The sequence below is a fragment of the Puniceispirillum sp. (SeqCode) genome (assembly GCF_965657105.1).
Classification (GTDB): domain Bacteria; phylum Pseudomonadota; class Alphaproteobacteria; order Puniceispirillales; family Puniceispirillaceae; genus Puniceispirillum.
Genome location: NZ_CBFHNB010000001.1, coordinates 83,403 through 103,682 on the forward strand (window position 1 = coordinate 83,403; position 20,280 = coordinate 103,682).

At 48.8% G+C, this 20,280-nt stretch carries 20 protein-coding genes; 11 read left to right on the forward strand and 9 right to left on the reverse strand.

Features of this window, described 5'->3' with window-relative positions; all coding sequences use genetic code 11:
• On the forward strand, positions 1-2,544 hold the full coding sequence (locus tag ACTF7Q_RS00385) for an ABC transporter permease (protein ID WP_438995877.1): 2,544 nt from the start codon (positions 1-3) through the stop codon (positions 2,542-2,544).
• A gap of 45 nt (positions 2,545-2,589) precedes the next feature.
• A complete protein-coding gene (locus ACTF7Q_RS00390) occupies positions 2,590-3,813 on the forward strand; it encodes an argininosuccinate synthase (protein WP_438995878.1) in 1,224 nt (407 codons plus the stop codon).
• Between the two features lie 13 nt (positions 3,814-3,826).
• On the opposite strand, the gene ACTF7Q_RS00395 is transcribed toward ACTF7Q_RS00390, so the two are convergent.
• Positions 3,827-4,054, reverse strand: a complete 228-nt coding sequence (locus tag ACTF7Q_RS00395) for a hypothetical protein (protein ID WP_438995879.1) — start codon at positions 4,052-4,054, stop codon at positions 3,827-3,829.
• Positions 4,055-4,239: 185 nt separating this feature from the next.
• Complete coding sequence (locus ACTF7Q_RS00400) at positions 4,240-4,839, reverse strand: superoxide dismutase (RefSeq protein WP_438995880.1); 600 nt, start codon at positions 4,837-4,839, stop codon at positions 4,240-4,242.
• A 198-nt stretch (positions 4,840-5,037) separates the two neighbouring features.
• On the opposite strand from ACTF7Q_RS00400, the gene ACTF7Q_RS00405 reads away from it, so the two are divergent.
• Both ACTF7Q_RS00405 and ACTF7Q_RS00410 read left to right on the forward strand, forming a co-directional pair.
• Positions 5,038-5,655: a gamma carbonic anhydrase family protein gene (locus tag ACTF7Q_RS00405; protein ID WP_438995881.1), complete on the forward strand. Its 618-nt coding sequence runs from the start codon at positions 5,038-5,040 to the stop codon at positions 5,653-5,655.
• Positions 5,656-5,730: 75 nt separating this feature from the next.
• Positions 5,731-7,182: an NAD-dependent succinate-semialdehyde dehydrogenase gene (locus ACTF7Q_RS00410; RefSeq protein WP_438995882.1), complete on the forward strand. Its 1,452-nt coding sequence runs from the start codon at positions 5,731-5,733 to the stop codon at positions 7,180-7,182.
• A 68-nt stretch (positions 7,183-7,250) separates the two neighbouring features.
• Here ACTF7Q_RS00410 and ACTF7Q_RS00415 read toward each other — a convergent pair whose 3' ends face one another.
• Entirely contained in the window at positions 7,251-8,120 is an 870-nt protein-coding gene (locus ACTF7Q_RS00415; RefSeq protein ID WP_438995883.1) for an NAD(P)-dependent oxidoreductase, read from the reverse strand.
• Between the two features lie 135 nt (positions 8,121-8,255).
• On the opposite strand from ACTF7Q_RS00415, the gene hpt reads away from it, so the two are divergent.
• Positions 8,256-8,798, forward strand: coding sequence for a hypoxanthine phosphoribosyltransferase (hpt, locus tag ACTF7Q_RS00420; RefSeq protein ID WP_438995884.1), 543 nt, complete (start codon positions 8,256-8,258; stop codon positions 8,796-8,798).
• Positions 8,799-8,845: 47 nt separating this feature from the next.
• On the opposite strand, the gene ACTF7Q_RS00425 is transcribed toward hpt, so the two are convergent.
• Together ACTF7Q_RS00425 and ACTF7Q_RS00430 are read right to left on the reverse strand one after the other, a co-directional pair.
• A complete protein-coding gene (locus tag ACTF7Q_RS00425) occupies positions 8,846-10,174 on the reverse strand; it encodes a M24 family metallopeptidase (RefSeq protein WP_438995885.1) in 1,329 nt (442 codons plus the stop codon).
• A gap of 89 nt (positions 10,175-10,263) precedes the next feature.
• Entirely contained in the window at positions 10,264-11,262 is a 999-nt protein-coding gene (locus tag ACTF7Q_RS00430) for an MDR family oxidoreductase (RefSeq protein WP_438995886.1), read from the reverse strand.
• A 339-nt stretch (positions 11,263-11,601) separates the two neighbouring features.
• Here ACTF7Q_RS00430 and ACTF7Q_RS00435 point away from each other — a divergent pair, with 339 nt between their 5' ends.
• The 4 genes from ACTF7Q_RS00435 (at position 11,602) to ACTF7Q_RS00450 (ending at position 13,973) form a co-directional block, all read left to right on the forward strand.
• Complete coding sequence (locus tag ACTF7Q_RS00435) at positions 11,602-12,153, forward strand: SiaB family protein kinase (RefSeq protein ID WP_438995887.1); 552 nt, start codon at positions 11,602-11,604, stop codon at positions 12,151-12,153.
• A 10-nt stretch (positions 12,154-12,163) separates the two neighbouring features.
• A complete protein-coding gene (locus ACTF7Q_RS00440; RefSeq protein WP_438995888.1) occupies positions 12,164-12,553 on the forward strand; it encodes a DUF1987 domain-containing protein in 390 nt (129 codons plus the stop codon).
• Positions 12,546-13,553, forward strand: a complete 1,008-nt coding sequence (locus tag ACTF7Q_RS00445) for an adenylate/guanylate cyclase domain-containing protein (protein ID WP_438995889.1) — start codon at positions 12,546-12,548, stop codon at positions 13,551-13,553. The genes ACTF7Q_RS00440 and ACTF7Q_RS00445 overlap by 8 nt, the downstream gene beginning before the upstream one ends.
• A gap of 117 nt (positions 13,554-13,670) precedes the next feature.
• Complete coding sequence (locus tag ACTF7Q_RS00450) at positions 13,671-13,973, forward strand: hypothetical protein (RefSeq protein ID WP_438995890.1); 303 nt, start codon at positions 13,671-13,673, stop codon at positions 13,971-13,973.
• A gap of 1 nt (position 13,974) precedes the next feature.
• Here the strand turns inward: ACTF7Q_RS00450 and ACTF7Q_RS00455 are convergent, their stop codons facing one another.
• Both ACTF7Q_RS00455 and ACTF7Q_RS00460 read right to left on the reverse strand, forming a co-directional pair.
• Entirely contained in the window at positions 13,975-15,846 is a 1,872-nt protein-coding gene (locus ACTF7Q_RS00455; protein ID WP_438995891.1) for a PP2C family protein-serine/threonine phosphatase, read from the reverse strand.
• A gap of 4 nt (positions 15,847-15,850) precedes the next feature.
• On the reverse strand, positions 15,851-16,240 hold the full coding sequence (locus ACTF7Q_RS00460; protein ID WP_438995892.1) for a hypothetical protein: 390 nt from the start codon (positions 16,238-16,240) through the stop codon (positions 15,851-15,853).
• Positions 16,241-16,367: 127 nt separating this feature from the next.
• On the opposite strand from ACTF7Q_RS00460, the gene ACTF7Q_RS00465 reads away from it, so the two are divergent.
• On the forward strand, positions 16,368-16,916 hold the full coding sequence (locus ACTF7Q_RS00465; RefSeq protein WP_438995893.1) for a tetratricopeptide repeat protein: 549 nt from the start codon (positions 16,368-16,370) through the stop codon (positions 16,914-16,916).
• A 46-nt stretch (positions 16,917-16,962) separates the two neighbouring features.
• Here ACTF7Q_RS00465 and ACTF7Q_RS00470 read toward each other — a convergent pair whose 3' ends face one another.
• Complete coding sequence (locus ACTF7Q_RS00470; protein ID WP_438995896.1) at positions 16,963-17,934, reverse strand: NAD(P)-dependent oxidoreductase; 972 nt, start codon at positions 17,932-17,934, stop codon at positions 16,963-16,965.
• An 82-nt stretch (positions 17,935-18,016) separates the two neighbouring features.
• Positions 18,017-19,462, reverse strand: a complete 1,446-nt coding sequence (gene pyk, locus ACTF7Q_RS00475) for a pyruvate kinase (RefSeq protein WP_438995894.1) — start codon at positions 19,460-19,462, stop codon at positions 18,017-18,019.
• Positions 19,463-19,977: 515 nt separating this feature from the next.
• On the opposite strand from pyk, the gene ACTF7Q_RS00480 reads away from it, so the two are divergent.
• The coding region (locus ACTF7Q_RS00480) for a glycine betaine ABC transporter substrate-binding protein (protein WP_438995895.1) at positions 19,978-20,280 on the forward strand (303 nt) is incomplete at its 3' end.

The window sequence follows — 20,280 nt, forward strand, 5'->3', positions numbered from 1 at the left end:
ATGATCCCCGATACAAACATCACTATCGAAGATAGCGCATCAAGCTGGACCCTCGCTTGGCGATTTGCGCGCCGTGAGATGCGCGGTAGCCTACGTCGGTTCCGGGTATTTTTGGGCGCCTTATTATTAGGTGTTGCCGCTATCGGAACGGTTGGGTCAGTTGCCGATGCCATGCGCAATGGTATTGCCAATAATGCACGTGTTTTGCTGGGTGGAGATATTGAGCTTAGCAGTCGGCACACACCGCCTGACACCGAAATCATATCCATGGCTCAAGACTATGGCACAGTGTCACAAGTGGTTCAGATGCGCGCCATGCTTCAAGCCACAGACCAGCGCAAGCTTGTCGAATTAAAAGCTGTTGATGATATGTGGCCATTGGTCGGTAATGTCGACATTGAAGGCGCACCATCATTATCAGCAGCGCTCGCAGATAAAGGCGTTGTTGCAGACCCGTCGCTTTTACGTTCCCTTAACCTTGAAATTGGTGACGAAGCCCGTCTTGGTGATACAACTGTGCGCATTGCGGCCAATCTGGTCACCGAGCCTGATCGATCAATCAGCTTTGTCAGCTTTGGGCCGCGTGTCTTGATATCAAATGACACCCTTGCTGAGACAGGATTACAACAACCAGGTTCATTCATCAGTTACAAAACACGCCTCATCCTCGACAACCCCGTTGATAATGATGCTGTTACCAGCGCTTTGCTTGCGCGCGCGCAAAGCACTCATGTCCGTGTACGCAACCTACTTGATGCGGCACCTGGATTTGATACATTCATCAATCAAGCTGAAATTTTTCTGGTGCTTGTTGGTTTGACAGCTTTGCTTATTGGTGGCCTTGGCGTTGCTGGTGCTGTGCGCGCATGGCTAACCAGCCGGATGCCGGTGATCGCGACGTTGAAATGTCTTGGGGCACCATCCAAGCTGATTTTTCGCATCTATCTGCTTCAGGTTATGTCGATCGCCATGGTTGGCGTCATAGCTGGCGTGACAGTGGGTGCCGTTGCGCCTCTTTTTGCCATCGACATCCTCTCGAGTTATGTGACCGTGCCACTTGATATAACACTTTATCCCAGACCTCTACTCATCGCTGCTGGCTTTGGCATCGGCACCTCATTTCTATTTGCTTTATGGCCGCTTGCCAAAGCAGAAGAAGTGCGTGCGGCGCATCTGTTCCGCAGTCTGAATGATATGCCAGGCGGTTTACCCAAGCCGCTTTATGTGGGCATCAGCCTGATAGCCGTTATCGCCTTGAGCGTGCTGGCTTTTCTGGCCACTGGCAATCTGCTGATGACGGTCAGTTTTATTGGCGGGTCGATCCTGTCGCTTTTCCTGTTGGCGGGACTTGGTGATGCGATGGTCTTTGTCCTACGCCGGATACCAGCCCCGCAAATTGTTCCCATTCGCCTTGCCTTGTCAGCCATCACCAGACCGGGGTCACCAGTACGGTCAATGGTTATTGCCTTTGGGCTTGGCCTATCAGTTCTGGTCGCCGTATCGGTAAGCGAGGCTAATCTGAACCGGCAGATTGATGCGCGTGTCGCCGAAGATGCGCCAGCCTGGTTTTTCATCGATATCCAGCCGCATCAGATTGATGCTTTTGAGACCATTGCGAGCAATATTACAGGCATTTCGAACATCACCAAAACGCCTATGTTGCGGGGGCGCGTATCAGCGCTAAATGGCGTTTTATCATCAGAGATTGATGCGCCTCCCGGCGCGGAATGGGTCTTGCGTGGTGATCGTGCCCTGACCTGGTCAGCCACCCCGCCGAAAGGTAGCAATATTGTCGAAGGGACATGGTGGCCAGACGATTATAAAGGGCCGCCACTTGTATCGATGGCCAAGGAAGAAGCTGACGAGTTTGGGTTGGTTCTTGGTGATACTATCAGCGTCAATGTTTTGGGGCGCAATGTTACGGCAAAGATTGTCAATTTCCGCGATATTGAATGGCAAAGTTTCAATATCAATTTCCTGTTCGTGCTGTCGCCAGGCGTTCTGGATAAAGCACCGCATAGCTGGATCGCCACAACCGACGCTGTGGATGATGATGCTACGGACGCGGTCGAACGCGCAGTGACCAATCAATTTTCAAATGTTTCGGCAGTGTCGGTCAAAGAAGCGGTGCGCGTGGCACAACGCGTCATTGGCTTGCTTGGTGGGGCTGTCCAGATCACCGCGCTTGTGACACTGGTTGCTGGGATTGCCGTTTTGGCAGGTACGGTTGCCAGCACCGAAGCCCAGCGCCTTTCGGATAGTGTGATTTTAAAAGTGCTTGGTGCCACCCGATTATCGATCAGCATTGCTTGGTTTCTGGAATATGCCTTCCTTGGTATTTTGGCGGGTATTGCGGCGGCCATCATTGGGTCACTAGCCAGCTATGGTCTGGTTGCCCAAATTTTGAATATCGAATTCGAGCTTGATATTATGCTGGTTCTGATCACCACATTGGCAGGCGCAGGAGCAACAGCTTTACTAGGTCTTGCGGGCGCGGTTAAAACCCTTGGCCATAAACCGGGCCCTCTATTGCGCGAAGTTTAGAAGATACAGTTGCGATAGGACGATCTATCGGCTATGACATGCCTCATGAGCACGCAAAATATAAAAAAAGTTGTTCTCGCCTATTCTGGTGGTTTGGACACATCGGTCATTCTGCGGTGGTTGCAAGATCACTATAACGCAGAGGTTGTAACCTTTACCGCCGATATTGGCCAGGGTGAAGATATAGAACCGGCACGCGCCAAAGCCGAACTCATGGGCATAAAGCAAATCTATATTGAAGATTTACGCGAAGAATTTGTCCGTGACTATGTGTTTCCAATGTTTCGCGCTAATCCGCTTTATGAGGGATGCTATCTTCTTGGCACCTCGATCGCGCGCCCGCTGATTGCAAAACGCCAGATTGAAATTGCCCGCGAAGTCGGTGCCGAAGCTGTATCACATGGTGCCACAGGCAAAGGCAACGACCAGGTTCGTTTCGAACTAGCCTATTATGCGCTACAGCCTGATATCAAAGTCATCGCGCCATGGCGTGAGTGGGATCTTGGCTCACGCACAAAGCTGATTGCTTATGCCGAACAAAACCAGATACCCATTCCAAAAGATAAACGAGGCGAAGCCCCGTTTAGCGTAGATGCCAATCTGCTTCATATTTCGGCTGAAGGAAAAGTGTTGGAAGACCCATGGGTCGCGCCAGAAGAATATGTATTCTCGCGTAGCGTGTCGCCAGAGGACGCGCCAAACAAGGCCACTGAAATCGAAATCACCTTTAAATCAGGTGATCCTGTCGCCATTGATGGGATTGAAATGTCGCCTGCCACCTTGCTGACCAAGCTGAATGAACTTGGTGGGGCTAACGGCATTGGCCGGCTTGATCTGGTGGAAAACCGCTTTGTTGGCATGAAGTCACGCGGCGTTTATGAAACGCCTGGCGGCACTGTTTTGCTGACCGCGCGACGGGCGATGGAATCAATCACGCTTGATCGGGGTGCTGCCCATCAAAAAGACGAACTGATGCCGCGCTATGCTGAACTTATTTATAATGGGTTTTGGTTCTCGCCTGAACGTGAAATGCTTCAAGCGGCTATCGATAGCTGCCGTGATCTGGTCAATGGTGTCGTGCGGTTGCGCCTTTATAAAGGCAATGTCATTGTAACAGGCCGCAAATCACCTAATTCACTTTACAATGCCGATCTGGTCACCTTTGAAGAAGGTGCCGTTGATTACGATCATAGCGACGCGCACGGTTTTATCCGCCTTAACGCGCTACGGCTTCGGGTGAATAAGCTAACCCAAGACGGCAAGAATTAGAGCCTAATTACGTCTATTCAGGCACACAGACATTACCAACTGTACCATCACGGTTAACCTGTTTTAAGGCGACCGTCCCCGTTGGCGCTAATGCGAATCCCGATTGACGCATGCCTGTTGGACAGGGCGATACAACAGCCCATTCATAAACCGCATTACCGTTACTATGTTCACGGAACTCTTGGACATTATCTGATGTAAATGCCGCCACAAGCCCAACCACTAAAATGAGTCCTAGCATTATCTTTCCTTTGTTTAAGATGGTGTGGTTCAATAGTCTGATAGTTAGTCATTTCGAAAAGCAGACTTTCGATTCGCTTAACTTAACTTCAAAATATGGCAAAAATCAGCCGTAAAAACGACAGAACCCGCCAAGTGATCCTGGCGGGTTCAATCATGTTAGATCATGTCACGACGACATTATGGCTAGAGTTGTGCCGCCACAAATTCCCAATTGACCAGATTATCGAGGAAATTCGACAGGTAATCAGGACGCTTATTTCGAAAATCGATATAATAGGAATGTTCCCATACATCACAACCGAGCAAAGCTGTCTGACCAAAACATAGGGGATTAACGCCATTTTCGGTCTTGGTGACTTGTAAACCACCATCGGCATTCTTTACCAACCAGCACCAGCCAGAACCAAATTGCGACGCGCCCGCAGCTTTAAACGCATCGGTAAACGCATCAACACTGCCAAAGCTCTCAATCAGTGCTTTTTCCAACTCAGATGGCATAGCGCTTTTGCCAGGTCCCATCATCTCCCAGAATTGCATATGGTTCCAGTGCTGTGACGCATTATTAAATATACCGTTCTGCGCTACCGCATCGGCTTGATAAGTGCCGGTAATGATGTCTTCGAGTGATTTATTTTCCCACTCGGTGCCCGCAACCAGCTTGTTGCCATTAACGACATAGGCGTTGTGATGCAGGTCATGATGGTATTCTAGGGTTTCTGCGCTCATGCCAAGTTCGGCTAACGCATCATGTGAATAAGGTAGGTCGGGTAGTGTGAATGCCATATCAGCCTCCGGATGTTACGAGAAATTATTCTATTCCCTACATACACCTCATTTCATTTTCGATAAACATTAAGATGAAAAAATGTATATTATTCTTGTAATCAAATTTGATGTCCGCACTCAGCCAGATGGTGCAAGCAGGGACACCGACAGACAAGAGCCGACAGACTAAGAGCCAACAGATAAGAGATAAAACTGATGACCGAAGACAGCGATAATATGCCGGCCTCGCCGCATAAGCCATATATTGCGCCATTCATGGGGATATCACCCGAAATTGACATGACGGTCTTTATGGCCGCAACCGCTGCCATCATTGGTGCCGTGCGCATCGGCAAAAACAGCAGTATCTGGCATCACGTCACCATACGGGGCGATAATAACTATATCACCATCGGCGAAGGCACTAATATCCAGGATAATAGCTGTGTCCATATAGACAGCATCACATACCCGACAATCATCGGTAATTTTGTCACTATCGGTCATGGCGCGATTATTCACGCTTGCACGATTGGCGATTATGGCTTTGTTGGCATGGGTGCCATTGTCATGGATGGTGCCACCATTGAAACGACTGGTATGCTGGCTGCCGGAGCCATGCTGACAGCGGGCAAGACCATTCCGGCTGGTGAATTATGGGCTGGCAGACCAGCCAAGAAAATGCGCGATCTGACAGCTAAAGAACTGACATTCAATCAACGCTCGGCACATCATTATATCGAAGTCGCACGGGCACATCGCCTTGGCAAGGATGGCGCGCCTTTTGATAATATGCATTACCGCCCCTTGCCCCTGCGTGTGGACAAGACGTAATAACTTGAAAATCATACACACTCGGTGCATGAACAAATTCAACCTGATCTGGAAGACATAGATGGAGATAATTCGATGCACTTAAAAAACCCTGCTTTATTGCGATCCCAAGCCTATATCAATGGTGCGTGGGTATCGGCGGCTGATGGGAAAACCTTTGCTGTACATAATCCGGTATCAGGCGACGTGATTGCACAGGTTGCCGATCTGGGCGCAGCTGAAATTACCGCGGCGATTGACGCATCGGTGCCAGCCCAAAAAGCATGGGCCGCGCGCACCGCCAAGGATCGCGCGATGGTTATGCGCAAATGGTATGATCTGGCCATGGCGAATGCTGATGATTTGGCTGTGATCCTGACCACCGAAATGGGCAAGCCGCTTAGCGAAGCCAAAGGCGAGATTGCCTATGGTTCCAGCTTTATTGACTGGTTCGCCGAAGAAGCGCGCCGGATTAGCGGTGATGTTCTGGAAAGCCCTATACCAGGCAAGCGTATGCTCACATTGAAGCAGCCTATTGGTGTGTTTGGTGCGATCACGCCGTGGAATTTTCCTAATGCCATGATCACCCGCAAGGTGGCACCGGGCATCGCCGCCGGATGCGCCTGTGTGCTGAAACCGGCTGAACAGACACCTTTGTCAGCACTTGCACTGGCGGTATTGGCGCATGAAGCGGGCATTCCAGCAGGCATTTTGAATATTGTCACTGGCATGGATGCCCCCGCCATTGGCAAAGCCTTATGCGATGATCCACGCATCCGCAAGATGACCTTTACCGGATCAACCGAAGTTGGCCGTATCCTGATGCGCGAATGCGCCGATACAGTCAAGAAGATGAGCCTTGAGCTAGGCGGTAACGCCCCACTGATTGTGTTTGATGATGCCGATCTTGATGACGCTGTCGAAGGTGCTTTGCTGTCAAAATTCCGCAATGCAGGGCAGACTTGTGTTTGTGCAAACCGGATTTTTGTTCAGGATGGCATTTACGATGCCTTTGCCAAAAAACTGACCGCGCGCGTCGCCAGCATGAAAGTCGGTGACGGTATGGATGCTGGCGTCGAGCAGGGGCCGATCATTGACGAACAAGGCTTTGCCAAAATCGTCGCCCATATCGATGACGCCCGCGCCAAAGGTGCAACCGTCACAACTGGCGGTGTGCCACATGAACGTGGTGGCACCTTCTTTGCGCCAACCGTGCTGACCGATATGGATAAATCGATGCAGCTATTTAGCGAGGAAACCTTTGGTCCTGTTGCTGGCCTGTTCAAATTCTCCGATGAAGCCGAGGTGATCGCCGCCGCTAATGATACTGAATTTGGTCTGGCGGCCTATCTCTTCACTAAAGATTCTGCCCGCCTATTTCGTGTTAGTGAGGCGCTTGAATATGGCATTGTCTCAGTCAATACGGGTATTTTTTCATCCGAAGTGGGGCCATTTGGCGGGGTCAAAAATTCGGGTCTTGGCCGCGAAGGTTCAAAATACGGTATCGATGAATTTCTGGAAATCAAATTGCTTTGTATTGGTGACTAATCACCCCCCTTGCACCATGAAAAAAGGCCGGAGAAATCCGGCCTTTTTCATACGCATGATTTACAAAGCTAGGTTTTCCGTAACCGCCGGATCAGGCTGGATGTGTCATTCCGGCCATGGCCATCGGCACTCAGCTCGTCATAATAGCCAGCAACAATTTTCGTGACTGGCAGTGGGGCACCATTCTGCGCCGCTTCGGCCAGACAGATCCGCAAATCCTTGCGCATCCAGTCAACGGCAAAGCCAAAATCAAATTCGTTCGCTACCATCGTATGGCCGCGATTGACCATCTGCCATGATTGCGCCGCGCCGCCTGAAATCGCCTCGAGCAATTTATCCGTATCAAGACCCGCTTCTGTAGCAAAATTCAAGGCTTCGGACAGACCTTGAACCAGACCAGCGATACAGATCTGATTCGCCATCTTGGCTTGCTGGCCTTTGCCAGCACCGCCCATATGCACAACGCGCGCACTATAGCATTCGATCACCGGCAAAGCCGTGGCAAAGGCGTCATCATCGCCACCAATCATCACTGTCAGCTTGCCATTTTCAGCACCTGCCTGCCCACCTGACACTGGCGCGTCAAGTGACGCAAAATTATGCGCCCGCGCCGCCGCGTCAAGTTGCCGGGCGACATCCGCCGACACTGTACTATTATCAATATAGACAGCGCCGTCACGCATCGCGCCAAACGCGCCATCGTCACCCAGCGCCACTGCCAGCGCATCTGGATCATCGCCAACACAGGCAAATACGAAATCCGCCCCAGCCGCGGCCAAAGCTGGTGTCGGAGCCAATGCACCACCATGTTTAGCCACCCAGCTTTCAGCTTTAGATGTTGTGCGGTTATAGACCGTAACCTCATGCCCTGCCGCTGCGATATGACCTGCCATGGGGAAACCCATAACGCCGAGACCCAGAAATGCTACCTTTGCCATTTGACTACCCTTTGGATTGATCTAAAATATACTATTGACGTTGAATTGAACCTAGTCATTTTGCGAATGCTGACTATACTCAGTCTCATAATGATCGCCTTCGGGCCATCCAATCAAGTGGGAATAGCTTACCTCATGACTGTATTGTCCAGCCAGCACGAAATTGAAATACTGATTACCGAAACTGAAATTGAGGCACGCACCAATCAGCTGGCACATATTATTTCGGATCACTATAGCGGCACCGATCAGCTTGTTGTTGTTGGCTTGTTGCGTGGCTCGTTCATTTTCATTGCCGATCTTGTGCGCCGGCTTGATCTGCCGGTCGAGGTCGATTTCATGACAGTATCTTCCTATGGCGATAAAATGGAATCATCGCGTCAGGTTCGCATCCTGAATGATCTGGATGGGTCAATCAAAGACCGTGATGTGTTGATCGTCGAGGATATCATCGATACTGGCCACACATTGTCACAGGTTTTAAAAATCCTGCAGACACGCCAACCAAAATCAATTGCCATCTGCACCCTATTAAACAAGCCATCACGACGCGAAGTCGATGTTGACATTGACTGGATTGGGTTTGATATCCCAGATGAGTTCGTGATTGGCTATGGCATCGATTTTGCCCAGCAAGGCCGCAATCTGCCGCATATCGGCATTGTCAAAAAATCCTGAATGCGGCCACCACCTAGAAACAGCGCGTAAAGCTCTGCACCTAGGGTTTAAGACAGAAACGCGTCTTCATAACGATATGTCGAAAGCGGAATCGCGCCTTGATCGGTCACCACCACCTGTTCTTCCAGCTTCACACCATCACGGCCACCAACAGCCCCGACATAGGCTTCAACACACAAAGTCATACCAACCTCAAAACAACCGCCATAGCCATGATGTTCGACATCTTCCGGATAGCGCACAGACGGATATTCGTCACATAGCCCAACACCATGCGCCAGCACACCATAACGCAAGGCGCGGTATTCTTCGGGTAGCCGATGCGCAATGCGGGTCATGTCGGAAAAACGCATACCAGGCTCGATCAGCCCGATATTGGTCATCACATGGTCATAGGCCACCTGGTAAAGATGTTTTTGCGTGTCACGTGGTGACCCATCACCCACCAGCCATGTGCGCGAAATATCACAACAATAACCATAGGTGCCCACAAGATCAGTATCAAAGGCCATCAGATCACCATCCTGCATGATTCGTGGGCCACATTCCTGAAACCACGGATTAGTGCGGGGGCCTGATGACAGGATCCGCGTTTCAATCCATTCACCCCCACGCTTGATATTGCCTGCATGCAATACTGCCCATAATTCATTTTCACTAATGCCGGCACGCATTTCATCGCGCATTTCTTCAACAGCTAATTCGCATGTGGCAATCGCACAGCGCATGGCATTCAGTTCATTCTCATTCTTGATCGATCGCCCGTGTTCAGTTAGCACCTGCCCTTCAAGCACCTCGACGCCAAGTCCCACCAAAGCGGCATAGCCAAGATTTTCCATTTTATCGACAGCCAGACGTTTATTGCCTGGCGCATAACGGTGCATGATATCGACCATCTGATCGGCAAAGGCTTTCGCTGCCTCAGCGGTCCTGTCACCTGTTTCAAAATAAAAGAAACTGGCGCCACCACGAAGTTCACCCACCAGCGGTAAATGCGCCGATAGATGTTCACAATTATGAAAATCCCACAGAATCATCTTACCTTCGGGGGGTACGAAACAGGCACGCGCCATATTATGCGACGTCCATAACTGCATATTGGTCGTATCGGTGGCATAGCGGATATTCAGCGGGTCAAACAGTAGCAGACCCGCGCAATCATGTTTGCGTATCTGTTGTTGCAAACGCTCAAGCCGATAAGCCCGCAATGCAGGCATATCTGGAGCGGTAAGCCCTAGCTGTTTCCATTCTTCAAAAGCTAAAGCCGTCGGGCCTATTTCCACCCGGTCATTATCATCAGGCGTATTATCCGGTTTCAAATGCAAACGCCGCGTCGGATCAATTTTACGGTTTGAACCTACAATTAACTGACTCATAGCATCCTCCAGCAAAGCTCTATCTGCTCACGCTGAACCTGTTTTTAAAAACCTTCAAGCATTTTCTATATACCAGCTAGCCCAACAAATCAGGCATTCACATCAACAAGAACACGTCCCTGAATCCGACCTTCAAGAATATCGGCACAATGGCCAGGCACATCCGCCAGCCCGACAACCGTAACAGCATCATTCAGCTTATCGATAGGCAGATCGCTGGCAATGCGTGACCAAGCTGTGACGCGCCGCGCATAAGGGCATGATGCCGAATCGATACCAATAAGCCCGATACCCCGAAGCAAAAACGGAATGACCGTCGTTGACAACGCATTGCCGCCGGCATTACCAACCGCAGCAACAGTCGCATTGGGTTTCATTTGCGTCAGCACCCGTGCCAGAATTTTGCCGCCTACAGCATCGATACAGCCAGCCCATCGCGCTGATTCCATTGGGCGACCGGTTTCCTCTTCAAGATCAGCCCGGGCAACAATAGTGCGTGCGCCAAGCCCTGTCAGATAATCCGCAATATCTGGACGCCCTGTCATCGCAGTTACCTCATAGCCTGTAGCGGCCAACAATGCCGTGGCAATGGATCCAACGCCACCACCGGCACCTGTTAACAGAATTTCACCATCATGCTTTTGTAATCCACGATCTTCCAGCGTCAGAATTGACAACATTGCGGTCAGGCCTGCCGTACCAACCGACATCGCATCACGCGTTGTCAAGCCTTTGGGAAGCGGCACCAGCCAGTCTGCTTTGACTTTGGCACGCTGGGCAAAGCCGCCCCACCAGACCTCGCCAACACGCCAGCCTGTCAGAATAACCTTATCACCAGGACTATAGCGATCATCCTCGCTCAAAATAACCTCACCAGCGAAATCGATACCCGGAATATGCGGATAACTTTTCACCAGACCACGTTGCCCAGCAAAACATAGACCGTCTTTATAATTGACGGTCGAATATTCAACCGCAATGAGCACGTCCCCCTCGGCAGGCAATTCGGATTCGTCAAGCTGTTCGACGGCGTGACTGAGATTCTCATCATCATCACGGTTCAGGACAAGTGCGTTAAATTTTGACATTAGTTTCTCCACTATTGGTGGCAATGTGCCACGCGCAAACTATGCGCCGATAACAGCAATTTTAAGCGCATCTGCCAAGTCCAAAAAAGCTAACAGCTAGTTTTTCTGGCATTCAAACCTTGCTTGTCACACAATATCGCTTTGAAAAGTGGATTTGAAGTGATGCACAAACTTCATTAAGGCACGCCATGACGCCGTTTCACCCTCAAATACACCTATATTGGCTTCCTGCCTGTATAATGGGCTGACATCAAAATTAGAAAAAACTTGAGTAAAACCTTAATTAGAAAGATTATTTATTCCGAACAATAAACCGGGTGATGAAAACAGGCGTTTATAATGGACTTCGAAAAGTTTAATAAATTTGGGTCGCTTTTGCTGAAAGATGAGTTTGTCCTGAGCTATAGCGGTTACGCTTCCGAAGATGTTCTCCATTCAATGGGAGAAACATTGCGCCAGAGGCTTGGTGATCACACCGATGATAAAGGCAAAATCAAACATGTCTTTTCGGTCTTTGTCGAACTTATGCAGAATTTGATCCGTTATGGTGCCAAAGGACCACATCCAACACCAAAGACAGAAAGCCGGCAAGCCTTTGGTTTGATCATGGTGGTTCAAAATGGCCCCACAATTGAGGTCATGTCGGGAAATTATGTTTCAAAAGATGAAGCAAATGATTTGGTAAATAGGGTTAATGAACTCAATGATAAGTCCGCAGAAGAATTACGGGCACTTTACCGGGAAAAATTACGACAACCGCCGCATGAAGGAAGTAAAGGTGCCTCAATAGGGCTGGTTGAAGTGGCTCGGCGTGCATCAGCGCCACTATCATGTGCGGTTGAAGACACAAATCAGGGCTATTCATTTTTTATGATAAAGGCGCGCATCTAGAGGATAGTGGATGACCAATCTAAATATTGTCGCTACATCACGAACACCAAAGATTACATTGAAAACAAAAGCTGGCACGTTGCTTATTAAGGGTGAGTCATACCCTGAAGATGTGACAGGTTTTTATGGGCCGGTGTTTGACGCCGTCAACAAGCATCTGCAATCGCCTGACGCCAAGCTGGATGTAGATATAAAGCTGATTTATTTTAATTCATCCTCGGCGCGCGCACTTATGGAACTTCTGGATATGATGGATGCTGCCGCTGCCGATGGTGCCAAAGTATCGATCAGATGGTATTGCGATGGTGATGATGATATCACCCGCGAATTTGCTGAGGATATTTCTGCCGATATTGAGCATATCAGCATCGATATTTTTGAGCTCACGCGCGATGACTGAATCGCAATCCGATCTATCAACACACATCCACAGCCTATTAGAGACAGATACACCGGCACCCTTATTACGTGCTGGATTAAAAGACCTGCTCAAAGCCTATCAACGCCAGACACGGCAGTTGAATAGGCTGGTCACACTTTCCGATGCCAATGCCGACAAATTGCAATTGACCAACCAGAAACTTGAACTTTTATCGCAGAACCTGTCGCGCTTTGTGGCACAGACTGTTGTCGATAGTCTGGCGGCGGGACATGACGATACTCTAAAAACGATACAGCGAAGCGAGCTGACTTTATTTTTCTCGGATATTGTTGGATTTACGGGGATGACAGACGATTTGGCTCCTGAGCAGATGGCGTGGCTCATGAATGATTATTTCACCGAAATGACCCATATATGTAACCGCTGGGGAGGTACGCTAGATCAATTCATTGGTGATGCTATTGTGATTTTCTTTGGCAATCCGATTAGTAATGGGCTGGATGCTGACGCGCGCGCGGCCGTTCATATGGCGCTAGAGATGCAACAACGACTGACTGTTTTGCGCGAAAAATGGAAAGCTTCAGGCATTCCTATACCGATGCATGTGCGCATGGGCATAAGTTCGGGATTTTGCACCGTGGGGAATTTTGGATCTAGCGAGCGTCTGCACTATACAGCAATCGGCCGCGTCGTGAATGAGGCAGCACGGACACAGGCTTTATGCCCAGTTGACAAGGTGCTTGTCACCGAAAACACATATAATCTGGTTCGTGATCAAATCAGTTGCAAAGCATGTGACATCGCGGCATCGGTTGGGCCGCGCCAAAAGGTCAATCTGTTCGAACCGCTCGAGACACAGGCAGAAACACTGACCAATAGCCCACCAGACGAACGTCTGATCGTGGGTAATTCTGACGGTTTCAAACTGTATTTTGACAGCAACAAGGTGACCGAAATAGGCAAGGTAAAAATCCTGCTTGAAGATGCGTTAAAATCCCTTGACGAAAAACAACCATAGATAAAACAGGTGACCTGTAAAATTAATAGACCGTATAAAGTAATACTGCACCCAAAAGACGCCACCACAAGACAAGGTTCTGCCGAGGGTGCCTGAACGTTGAATTGGAATGCCATAATGGAACCGAAAATAGCACGAATTTACCAGCGCACCTTTAAAACACAAGATGATGCCCAAGCATTTATTGACGCGACCAAAATTGTTGAAGAGCGTGTTTCTGCCGTTGATGCCAGATATCGCGTCTATCAATTACGCGAAGCCCCCCTGATACTATTCGAAATCTGGGAATATCCTGATCAAGATGCGATGGAATGGGTTCAGACATCAATGGAAGGTGCAGGCGCTGTGCCACGCGCCTTTAACCCAGATACGGTCAGCTACACAGCCGATATTGTCGTAGCATATGATTTTGAAGAATAAGTCAGTCTTTTTGCGACGGCTTGAAAGCTAGGACGGTCACATCGTCACGACGTTCTTCAGAACCTTGCCAGTCTTTCAGCGTTTTTGCCAGAAACCGAGCCAGTTTACTTGGGTCATTCCCCTGTACATGATCTAATGCCTCGGCAAACCGGCGGCTGCCAAAGACTCGGTTTTCAGCCGAACCCACCTGCGTGATGAAACCATCAGTCGCGATCACAAAACTGTTTGTATCAATATCGATATCATAGGTTTTGAAGTCTGGTAGCTTGGCATTCACATCATAGCCAAGCATAGCCTTGTCACCACGCAACCTCGTGGCGGCACCCTCTTCGGGCACTAGATAAAGATCCATTGATGCGCCACAAAACTTTAGCCTGTCATAGTCTTTGCTAAACCTTAGAACTGCACAATCGAGCCCGTCTTTGCCAGCTGTCTTATCAGATGAAAGGCCAAGTGCCGCGCAAACACCTTCATGAAGCTTATACATCAATTTTGTCCCCGAAAGGGCACTTGTCGTGGACACTGCAATCTGGTCAAGAACCGACGTGACAATCAGTGTCATAAACGCTCCTGGCACACCATGACCAGTACAATCAAAAAATACCAGATAGTCATGGTTGCTAATCTTTTTGAGCCAGTAGAAGTCACCTCCAACCAGATCCTTGGGTTGCCAGATAGCAATTGTTTTCCCCAAAATCGCTGTCATATGCTTTCGATCGCAAAGCAAAGCACGCTGAATATTACTTGCATATTGTAGCGAGTCATTGATATCACGACTGGTTTCTTCCAGTAGCCGTGCCCGCAATTTCTGAACCGTTATGTCCGAACCAGTGCCCCGATACCCCGTAAACACAGATGCCTCGTCAAAAACAGGTTTGCCATTAATCGACACCCATTTGACGTTACCGCCGCCATCAATAAGTTGATATTCCAGATTGCGAAACTCTTCATGCCGCTTCATTAGCTTTGTATGCTGACGCAGCATTTCATTTTCGGCTTCCCCAGCGTTAATATCAATATGCGATTTACCAATCACATCCTCATCACGTAATACGAACAAGTCAAAAAATCGTTCTGAAATAAATGCAAAATTCAGATTTTCATCCATTTCATAGAACCAGTCCCCCGAAATCTCGGCAAGGTCTTTGAAACGTTGTTCGCTTGTCACTAATGAGTCCTGATATCGTTGAAGCCGGCGCATATAATAGCGTGATGCAGCGGCAAGCTTGTTATAGACATCGACCATAGCCCCCAGTTCATCATTGCGAACCCGCTTGGCAAGCACCGGATTTTCTGGCGATGCAACGATCATCGCCGATTTCAGTAAATCAAGCGGGCGCAATACTACATTGCGGAAAGACAAGGCCAGCGCACAAAAGATCACCAGAATGATAATAAAAATTGTCGCTGCAAACAGCGCTGTTTCCATATAAAGATTGCGGGCTGAAATGCTCTCATCAATCCGCAGCGTCAACACCCGCCCTGGCTGGCTAAAGCTTTGGTCAAATGTCATGGTCTCACCGACCATGGGAAGCTTTGCACAGCCAATCGCTGGCCAGGACAGAGCCAACGCGCCATTATCCAGAATATCGACACATTGCACATAATGAAAGGCCGCAAACAGACGCAAAATACGTCGCGCTTCAGCGTGCCGATCGTCAGCCAGCGCCGCTTCCAGAAGTGGCGCGCTTATGTGCACCGTATTGGCAAGTTCTACCGCCATCCGGTTTGAGGCATTAACTGACCGATATTGATAGAAACCGGCAACGGCAAGCAGACTTCCTAAAGTAGCCGAAGCAAGACATAAAAGAAAAAATTGCGTAAATAGGCTGTTTCGCGAAAATATCTTTGCCCATCCTGCCTTGGACAACATGACGTTAAGAGCCTGAATTGGCGATGGCTTTGCGGAGCAGATCACGCTGGTTCATCATTACATCGACAACCATCCATCCGTCTGTACCGTTTCGCACCAGAAAATCAGCTTCATATTTCTTACCTGCCGCATCGAACATTTCGATACAGAGAAAATAATCCGTCCCATAAGGTATAATGCGCGGATGGATTGCGCCTGGGAACACCGACACACGAAAACCTGTATCGCGGTCAATCACCCCAAAAGCACCTGCCTCATCTGCAGCCTCTTCTAAAAAGGTAATCATCGTTGTCTGTAATTGCGCTTTGGTAACAGCATCCAGTTTCGATGCGCTTACATGATGCGGCATGATCACCAGCCACAGGCTGGCCATGAATATATACACAGCTTTCATTCGACACTCCATTTCAGTATCGAACCACTTTAATGGCGTTAGTGTATTGGCCAAAGCACGATATTGACTATTGCCTAAAATCATACCTCGCTCTTGGAAAATTCAGAATAAAGGCTATATTCAAAATATGCGGTATTTGAAAATCATCATATTAATTCTTACACTGACGCCAGCGCCTGCTCTAGCGGATCAGAGTAATCCTGCGCTGAATGAACTATTTCAGTCATTACAGGTAACAACAACCAGCAAAGCCAGAGATATAGAAAGCAAAATTTGGTCTTTATGGGTTGTTCATGACAGCAATCCGGATGCAACCGGCATGATGCGCCTAGGCATCCAGATGATGCAGGCTAATCAACTGGCCGAAGCTGGGCTTGTTTTTTCCCGCCTCATCGATACGCAACCTGATTTCGCCGAAGCGTGGAACAAGCGCGCGACTGTGCGCTATATGTTGGGCGATCACGATGGATCCAAAGCCGACATCGTCGAGGTGCTAGAACGTGAGCCGCGCCATTTTGGCGCCTTGTCAGGGCTGGCTATGATCCATATGCAAAACGGCAATCTAAAAGGCGCGTTGAATGCTTATGAGGCGGCCTTGCTGATAAACCCCTTCATGCTCAATGCCCAGACGATGATCGATGCCCTAAAGCAAAAATTGCAAGGCCAGGCATTGTAACCTGCCAGCGTAACCTGTCAGCCCAGCCTTGCAGATCACATGCTTACTATGATTTTGGAATAACTTCATACCCAACCGCTTCTGGCTCATCATCAGTCATTTCAGCTGGAAAGCCAGGAGCCAGAATGTCAACGCCGACGGCTTCTTCCAATCTTTTGATGATGTTTGGTGACCATTCGCGTGGGCCAAAGCGGCTTTGGCCATCTTTGAAAATTTCAATCAATTTTGGCGATATTTCCAGCGGCACACCTGCCCGATCAGCAATATCCTGAAACAGGCTGATATCTTTGATCACCAAATCCATTGTAAAATTAATATCACGGCTACCGTTCAGAATGACTTGGCTTTCGGTTTCATGAACAAATGAATTACCCGATGAAATGCGAATGGCTTCATAAGTTGTGTTAAGGTCCATTCCAGCCATTTTGGATGTTACCAGTGCCTCACATACAGTCACCAGATTCGCCGTAGCCAGATAGTTTGTCATCACCTTCAGCACCGAAGCCGATCCCAACGGGCCTGTATGCAGCACGCGGCGTCCCAAAATCGTTAAAACAGGTAGCATTGTTTCAAACACATGCCGGTCACAACCAGCAAAAATGGCAATATTGCCAGTCGCGGCACGATGACATCCGCCTGAAACCGGACAATCCACGGGAAAAGCGCCTGTTGCCAGAACCTTTTCTCCTAATCTTTTAACCTCGGTTTCGTCAGTCGTGCTCATTTCGGCCCAGATTTTACCTGCCGACAAGCCTGCCAGAATGCCATCTTCGGCTTCCATGACCGCAGCACTAGCGGCTGGTGATGGCAAACATGTTATAATCACATCACTGGCGGCGGCCATCGCTTGCGGGGAATCAGCCCAGCGCGCGCCTGCGTCCAAAAACGGTTGTGCCACGTCTTTTTCAAGATCGCGCACGATCACATCAAATTTATTGCGAATCAGGCTGCCAGCAAGCTTGCCACCCACATTTCCCAGTCCGATGAAACCGACTGTTGTCATATTATATCTCCAAATAACGGTTTGTTTAAACGCAACATAATGCGTCACATACCCTATCTATATTTGAAATTAAAATGCAAGCAGGATCAAAGCCGCGCTAGATGCGAACAACCCGCATTGAATTGGTTGTGCCAGCGATACCAAATGGCATGCCCGCTACCACCACAATATGCCCGCCATTACTGGCCATACCCTTTTTGCGGACAAGGGTGCCCGCTTCGGTAATTGCATTTTCAAAATCATGGCTAAAGGCGCTATGTGCAGTTGTTGTCCCCCATAACAAGGCAAGTCTGCGTTGCACTTCCATATGCGGTGTCATGACAATGAAGGGTGTATCAGGACGTTCACGCGCGATCCGGATGGCGGTGTTACCAGAGGTTGAAAAGGCAACTATAACATCGGCATCAACCGCATCTGCCAAGGCCACACTGGCACGAGCAACCGCGTGATAGACCGTTGGCTCGACAGGTAATTGGGCATATTTACTGGCATCATCCTCGCGAATATGTGCTTCGGCGGCACAAACGATACGCGCCATAATCTCGACCGACTCAATCGGATACGCGCCCGCAGCGGTTTCTGCCGACAGCATAACAGCATCGGTTCCGTCAAACACAGCACCCGCAACGTCCGACGCCTCAGCACGGGTTGGCGCAGGTGCGGTAATCATCGATTCCAGCATTTGCGTTGCAACCACAACGGGTTTTCCAACTAACCGACATTTGGCAATAATTTTCTTTTGCCAGGCGGGCACATCTTCGGGCGGCAATTCAACGCCTAGATCACCACGCGCCACCATTATGCCATCCGAAGCTTCGATAATCGCACCTAACTCTTTCAAGGCAGCAGGCTTTTCGATTTTAGCCATGAGTGCGGCACGTTTACCAACCAAAGTCCGGGCTTCAATCATGTCACTGGCGCGCTGGACAAAGGACAAGGCTACCCAGTCAACATTTTTACTAAGGGCAAATTCTAGATCAGACATATCCTTTTCGGTAAGGGGCTTTGTATCCAGAACGATATCGGGAATATTGACACCCTTGCGGCTTTTTAAAGGGCCACCAACGACAACCTCGGCAACAAAACTGTCATTACTCAGGCTTTTAACAACCAGAACAAGCTTACCGTCATCCATCAGAAAACGGGCACCAGGATACATAGCGGCAAAGATTTCAGGATGCGGCAAGCCAACACGCGTTGCTGAACCAATCGCTTCATCCTGATCAAAGGTAATTTGATCACCAGCCTTTACCGCAACGCCGTCCGCCACCACGCCAACACGATATTTAGGCCCCTGCATGTCAGCCAATATACAGGTTGGAATCCCTGTTTCGGTTTCGATCTGGCGTATCGCGTCAATCCGGGCGCCTTGTTCTTCTTGGGTTCCATGTGAAAAATTCAGGCGAAAAACATTCACCCCCGCATTGATCAGGCGTCGCAGACAATCGGGGTCAGAAGATACATTACCGATTGTTGCCACAATCTTTGTCGCGCGTCTTTGACCATTTGCGACCATGCCCGAAAATGCTTCTGATGATGCCATGATATGAATTTCCCCTAGATGTGACTTTAAATATTATAAACATATATGCCTGTCTTAACGTGACTTAAAAGCGCATATAGCAGGAAATATAATGTAACATTTTTTGAATAATTAACCTTAATTGTTATTATATTTCTATGACTTGCTTGGCAAAAAGTCACATGAATGTTTTCTGTTGTCGATGATAAAGGCAATCTGAAAGGCTTGTATTTCCGATAAGGAATGAAGCAGTGCTCTGGTGAAAGGCTAAAAATTCTGTCCATAGATATGGATGGCAAAAACTGCAAATCACATGATTGTGATTAGACTTCGTTTTACATCCGTCATATTTAGCCGCCTTTAGAATAGTACAAAATCCAATTGTAACAATAAGCTATCATGAAGATTGCTGATATTGTTGGCTTGTAAACCTCGCAAATCCAGAATAGGCTATCAGATTATAGACGTGAAATATTAATTTATGCGGCATATCCAAATAGTTGGATATGAATGCGTATGAAAGGGAGACTTGAAGAATGAAAAAGATTTTAGGAACTGCAATGGCAATGACTGTTGGCGCAATGGCGCTTACAACAGCAACCGTATCGCACGCCGCTGACAGCGTTAATGTTGCTTTCTTCTTGGAATGGGCAACCCCAAACCAGATTGCAAAAGTTGACAAAGCCTATGACGAAGCTATGGGCGTTGACGTAAACTGGACTGACTTCTCAACAGGCGTCCAGATGACCGAAGCCATGCTGGCAGGTGATATTGATATTGCCTACTCACAGGGACTTGCACCATTTGTAACCGCCATCCAGCAGGGCGCGCCTCTAAAG

Bases quoted from the DNA above. Each gene is read 5' to 3' on its own strand.
- ACTF7Q_RS00425 (WP_438995885.1), bottom strand. From the start codon at position 10,174: ATGAGTCAGTTAATTGTAGGTTCAAACCGTAAAATTGATCCGACGCGG.
- ACTF7Q_RS00430 (WP_438995886.1), bottom strand. From the start codon at position 11,262: ATGTCAAAATTTAACGCACTTGTCCTGAACCGTGATGATGATGAGAAT.
- ACTF7Q_RS00435 (WP_438995887.1), top strand. From the start codon at position 11,602: ATGGACTTCGAAAAGTTTAATAAATTTGGGTCGCTTTTGCTGAAAGAT.
- ACTF7Q_RS00390 (WP_438995878.1), top strand. From the start codon at position 2,590: ATGAGCACGCAAAATATAAAAAAAGTTGTTCTCGCCTATTCTGGTGGT.
- ACTF7Q_RS00405 (WP_438995881.1), top strand. From the start codon at position 5,038: ATGACCGAAGACAGCGATAATATGCCGGCCTCGCCGCATAAGCCATAT.
- ACTF7Q_RS00445 (WP_438995889.1), top strand. From the start codon at position 12,546: ATGACTGAATCGCAATCCGATCTATCAACACACATCCACAGCCTATTA.
- ACTF7Q_RS00415 (WP_438995883.1), bottom strand. From the start codon at position 8,120: ATGGCAAAGGTAGCATTTCTGGGTCTCGGCGTTATGGGTTTCCCCATG.
- ACTF7Q_RS00395 (WP_438995879.1), bottom strand. From the start codon at position 4,054: ATGCTAGGACTCATTTTAGTGGTTGGGCTTGTGGCGGCATTTACATCA.
- ACTF7Q_RS00465 (WP_438995893.1), top strand. From the start codon at position 16,368: ATGCGGTATTTGAAAATCATCATATTAATTCTTACACTGACGCCAGCG.
- ACTF7Q_RS00440 (WP_438995888.1), top strand. From the start codon at position 12,164: ATGACCAATCTAAATATTGTCGCTACATCACGAACACCAAAGATTACA.
- ACTF7Q_RS00400 (WP_438995880.1), bottom strand. From the start codon at position 4,839: ATGGCATTCACACTACCCGACCTACCTTATTCACATGATGCGTTAGCC.
- ACTF7Q_RS00410 (WP_438995882.1), top strand. From the start codon at position 5,731: ATGCACTTAAAAAACCCTGCTTTATTGCGATCCCAAGCCTATATCAAT.
- ACTF7Q_RS00450 (WP_438995890.1), top strand. From the start codon at position 13,671: ATGGAACCGAAAATAGCACGAATTTACCAGCGCACCTTTAAAACACAA.
- ACTF7Q_RS00460 (WP_438995892.1), bottom strand. From the start codon at position 16,240: ATGAAAGCTGTGTATATATTCATGGCCAGCCTGTGGCTGGTGATCATG.
- pyk (WP_438995894.1), bottom strand. From the start codon at position 19,462: ATGGCATCATCAGAAGCATTTTCGGGCATGGTCGCAAATGGTCAAAGA.
- ACTF7Q_RS00455 (WP_438995891.1), bottom strand. From the start codon at position 15,846: ATGTTGTCCAAGGCAGGATGGGCAAAGATATTTTCGCGAAACAGCCTA.
- hpt (WP_438995884.1), top strand. From the start codon at position 8,256: ATGACTGTATTGTCCAGCCAGCACGAAATTGAAATACTGATTACCGAA.
- ACTF7Q_RS00385 (WP_438995877.1), top strand. From the start codon at position 1: ATGATCCCCGATACAAACATCACTATCGAAGATAGCGCATCAAGCTGG.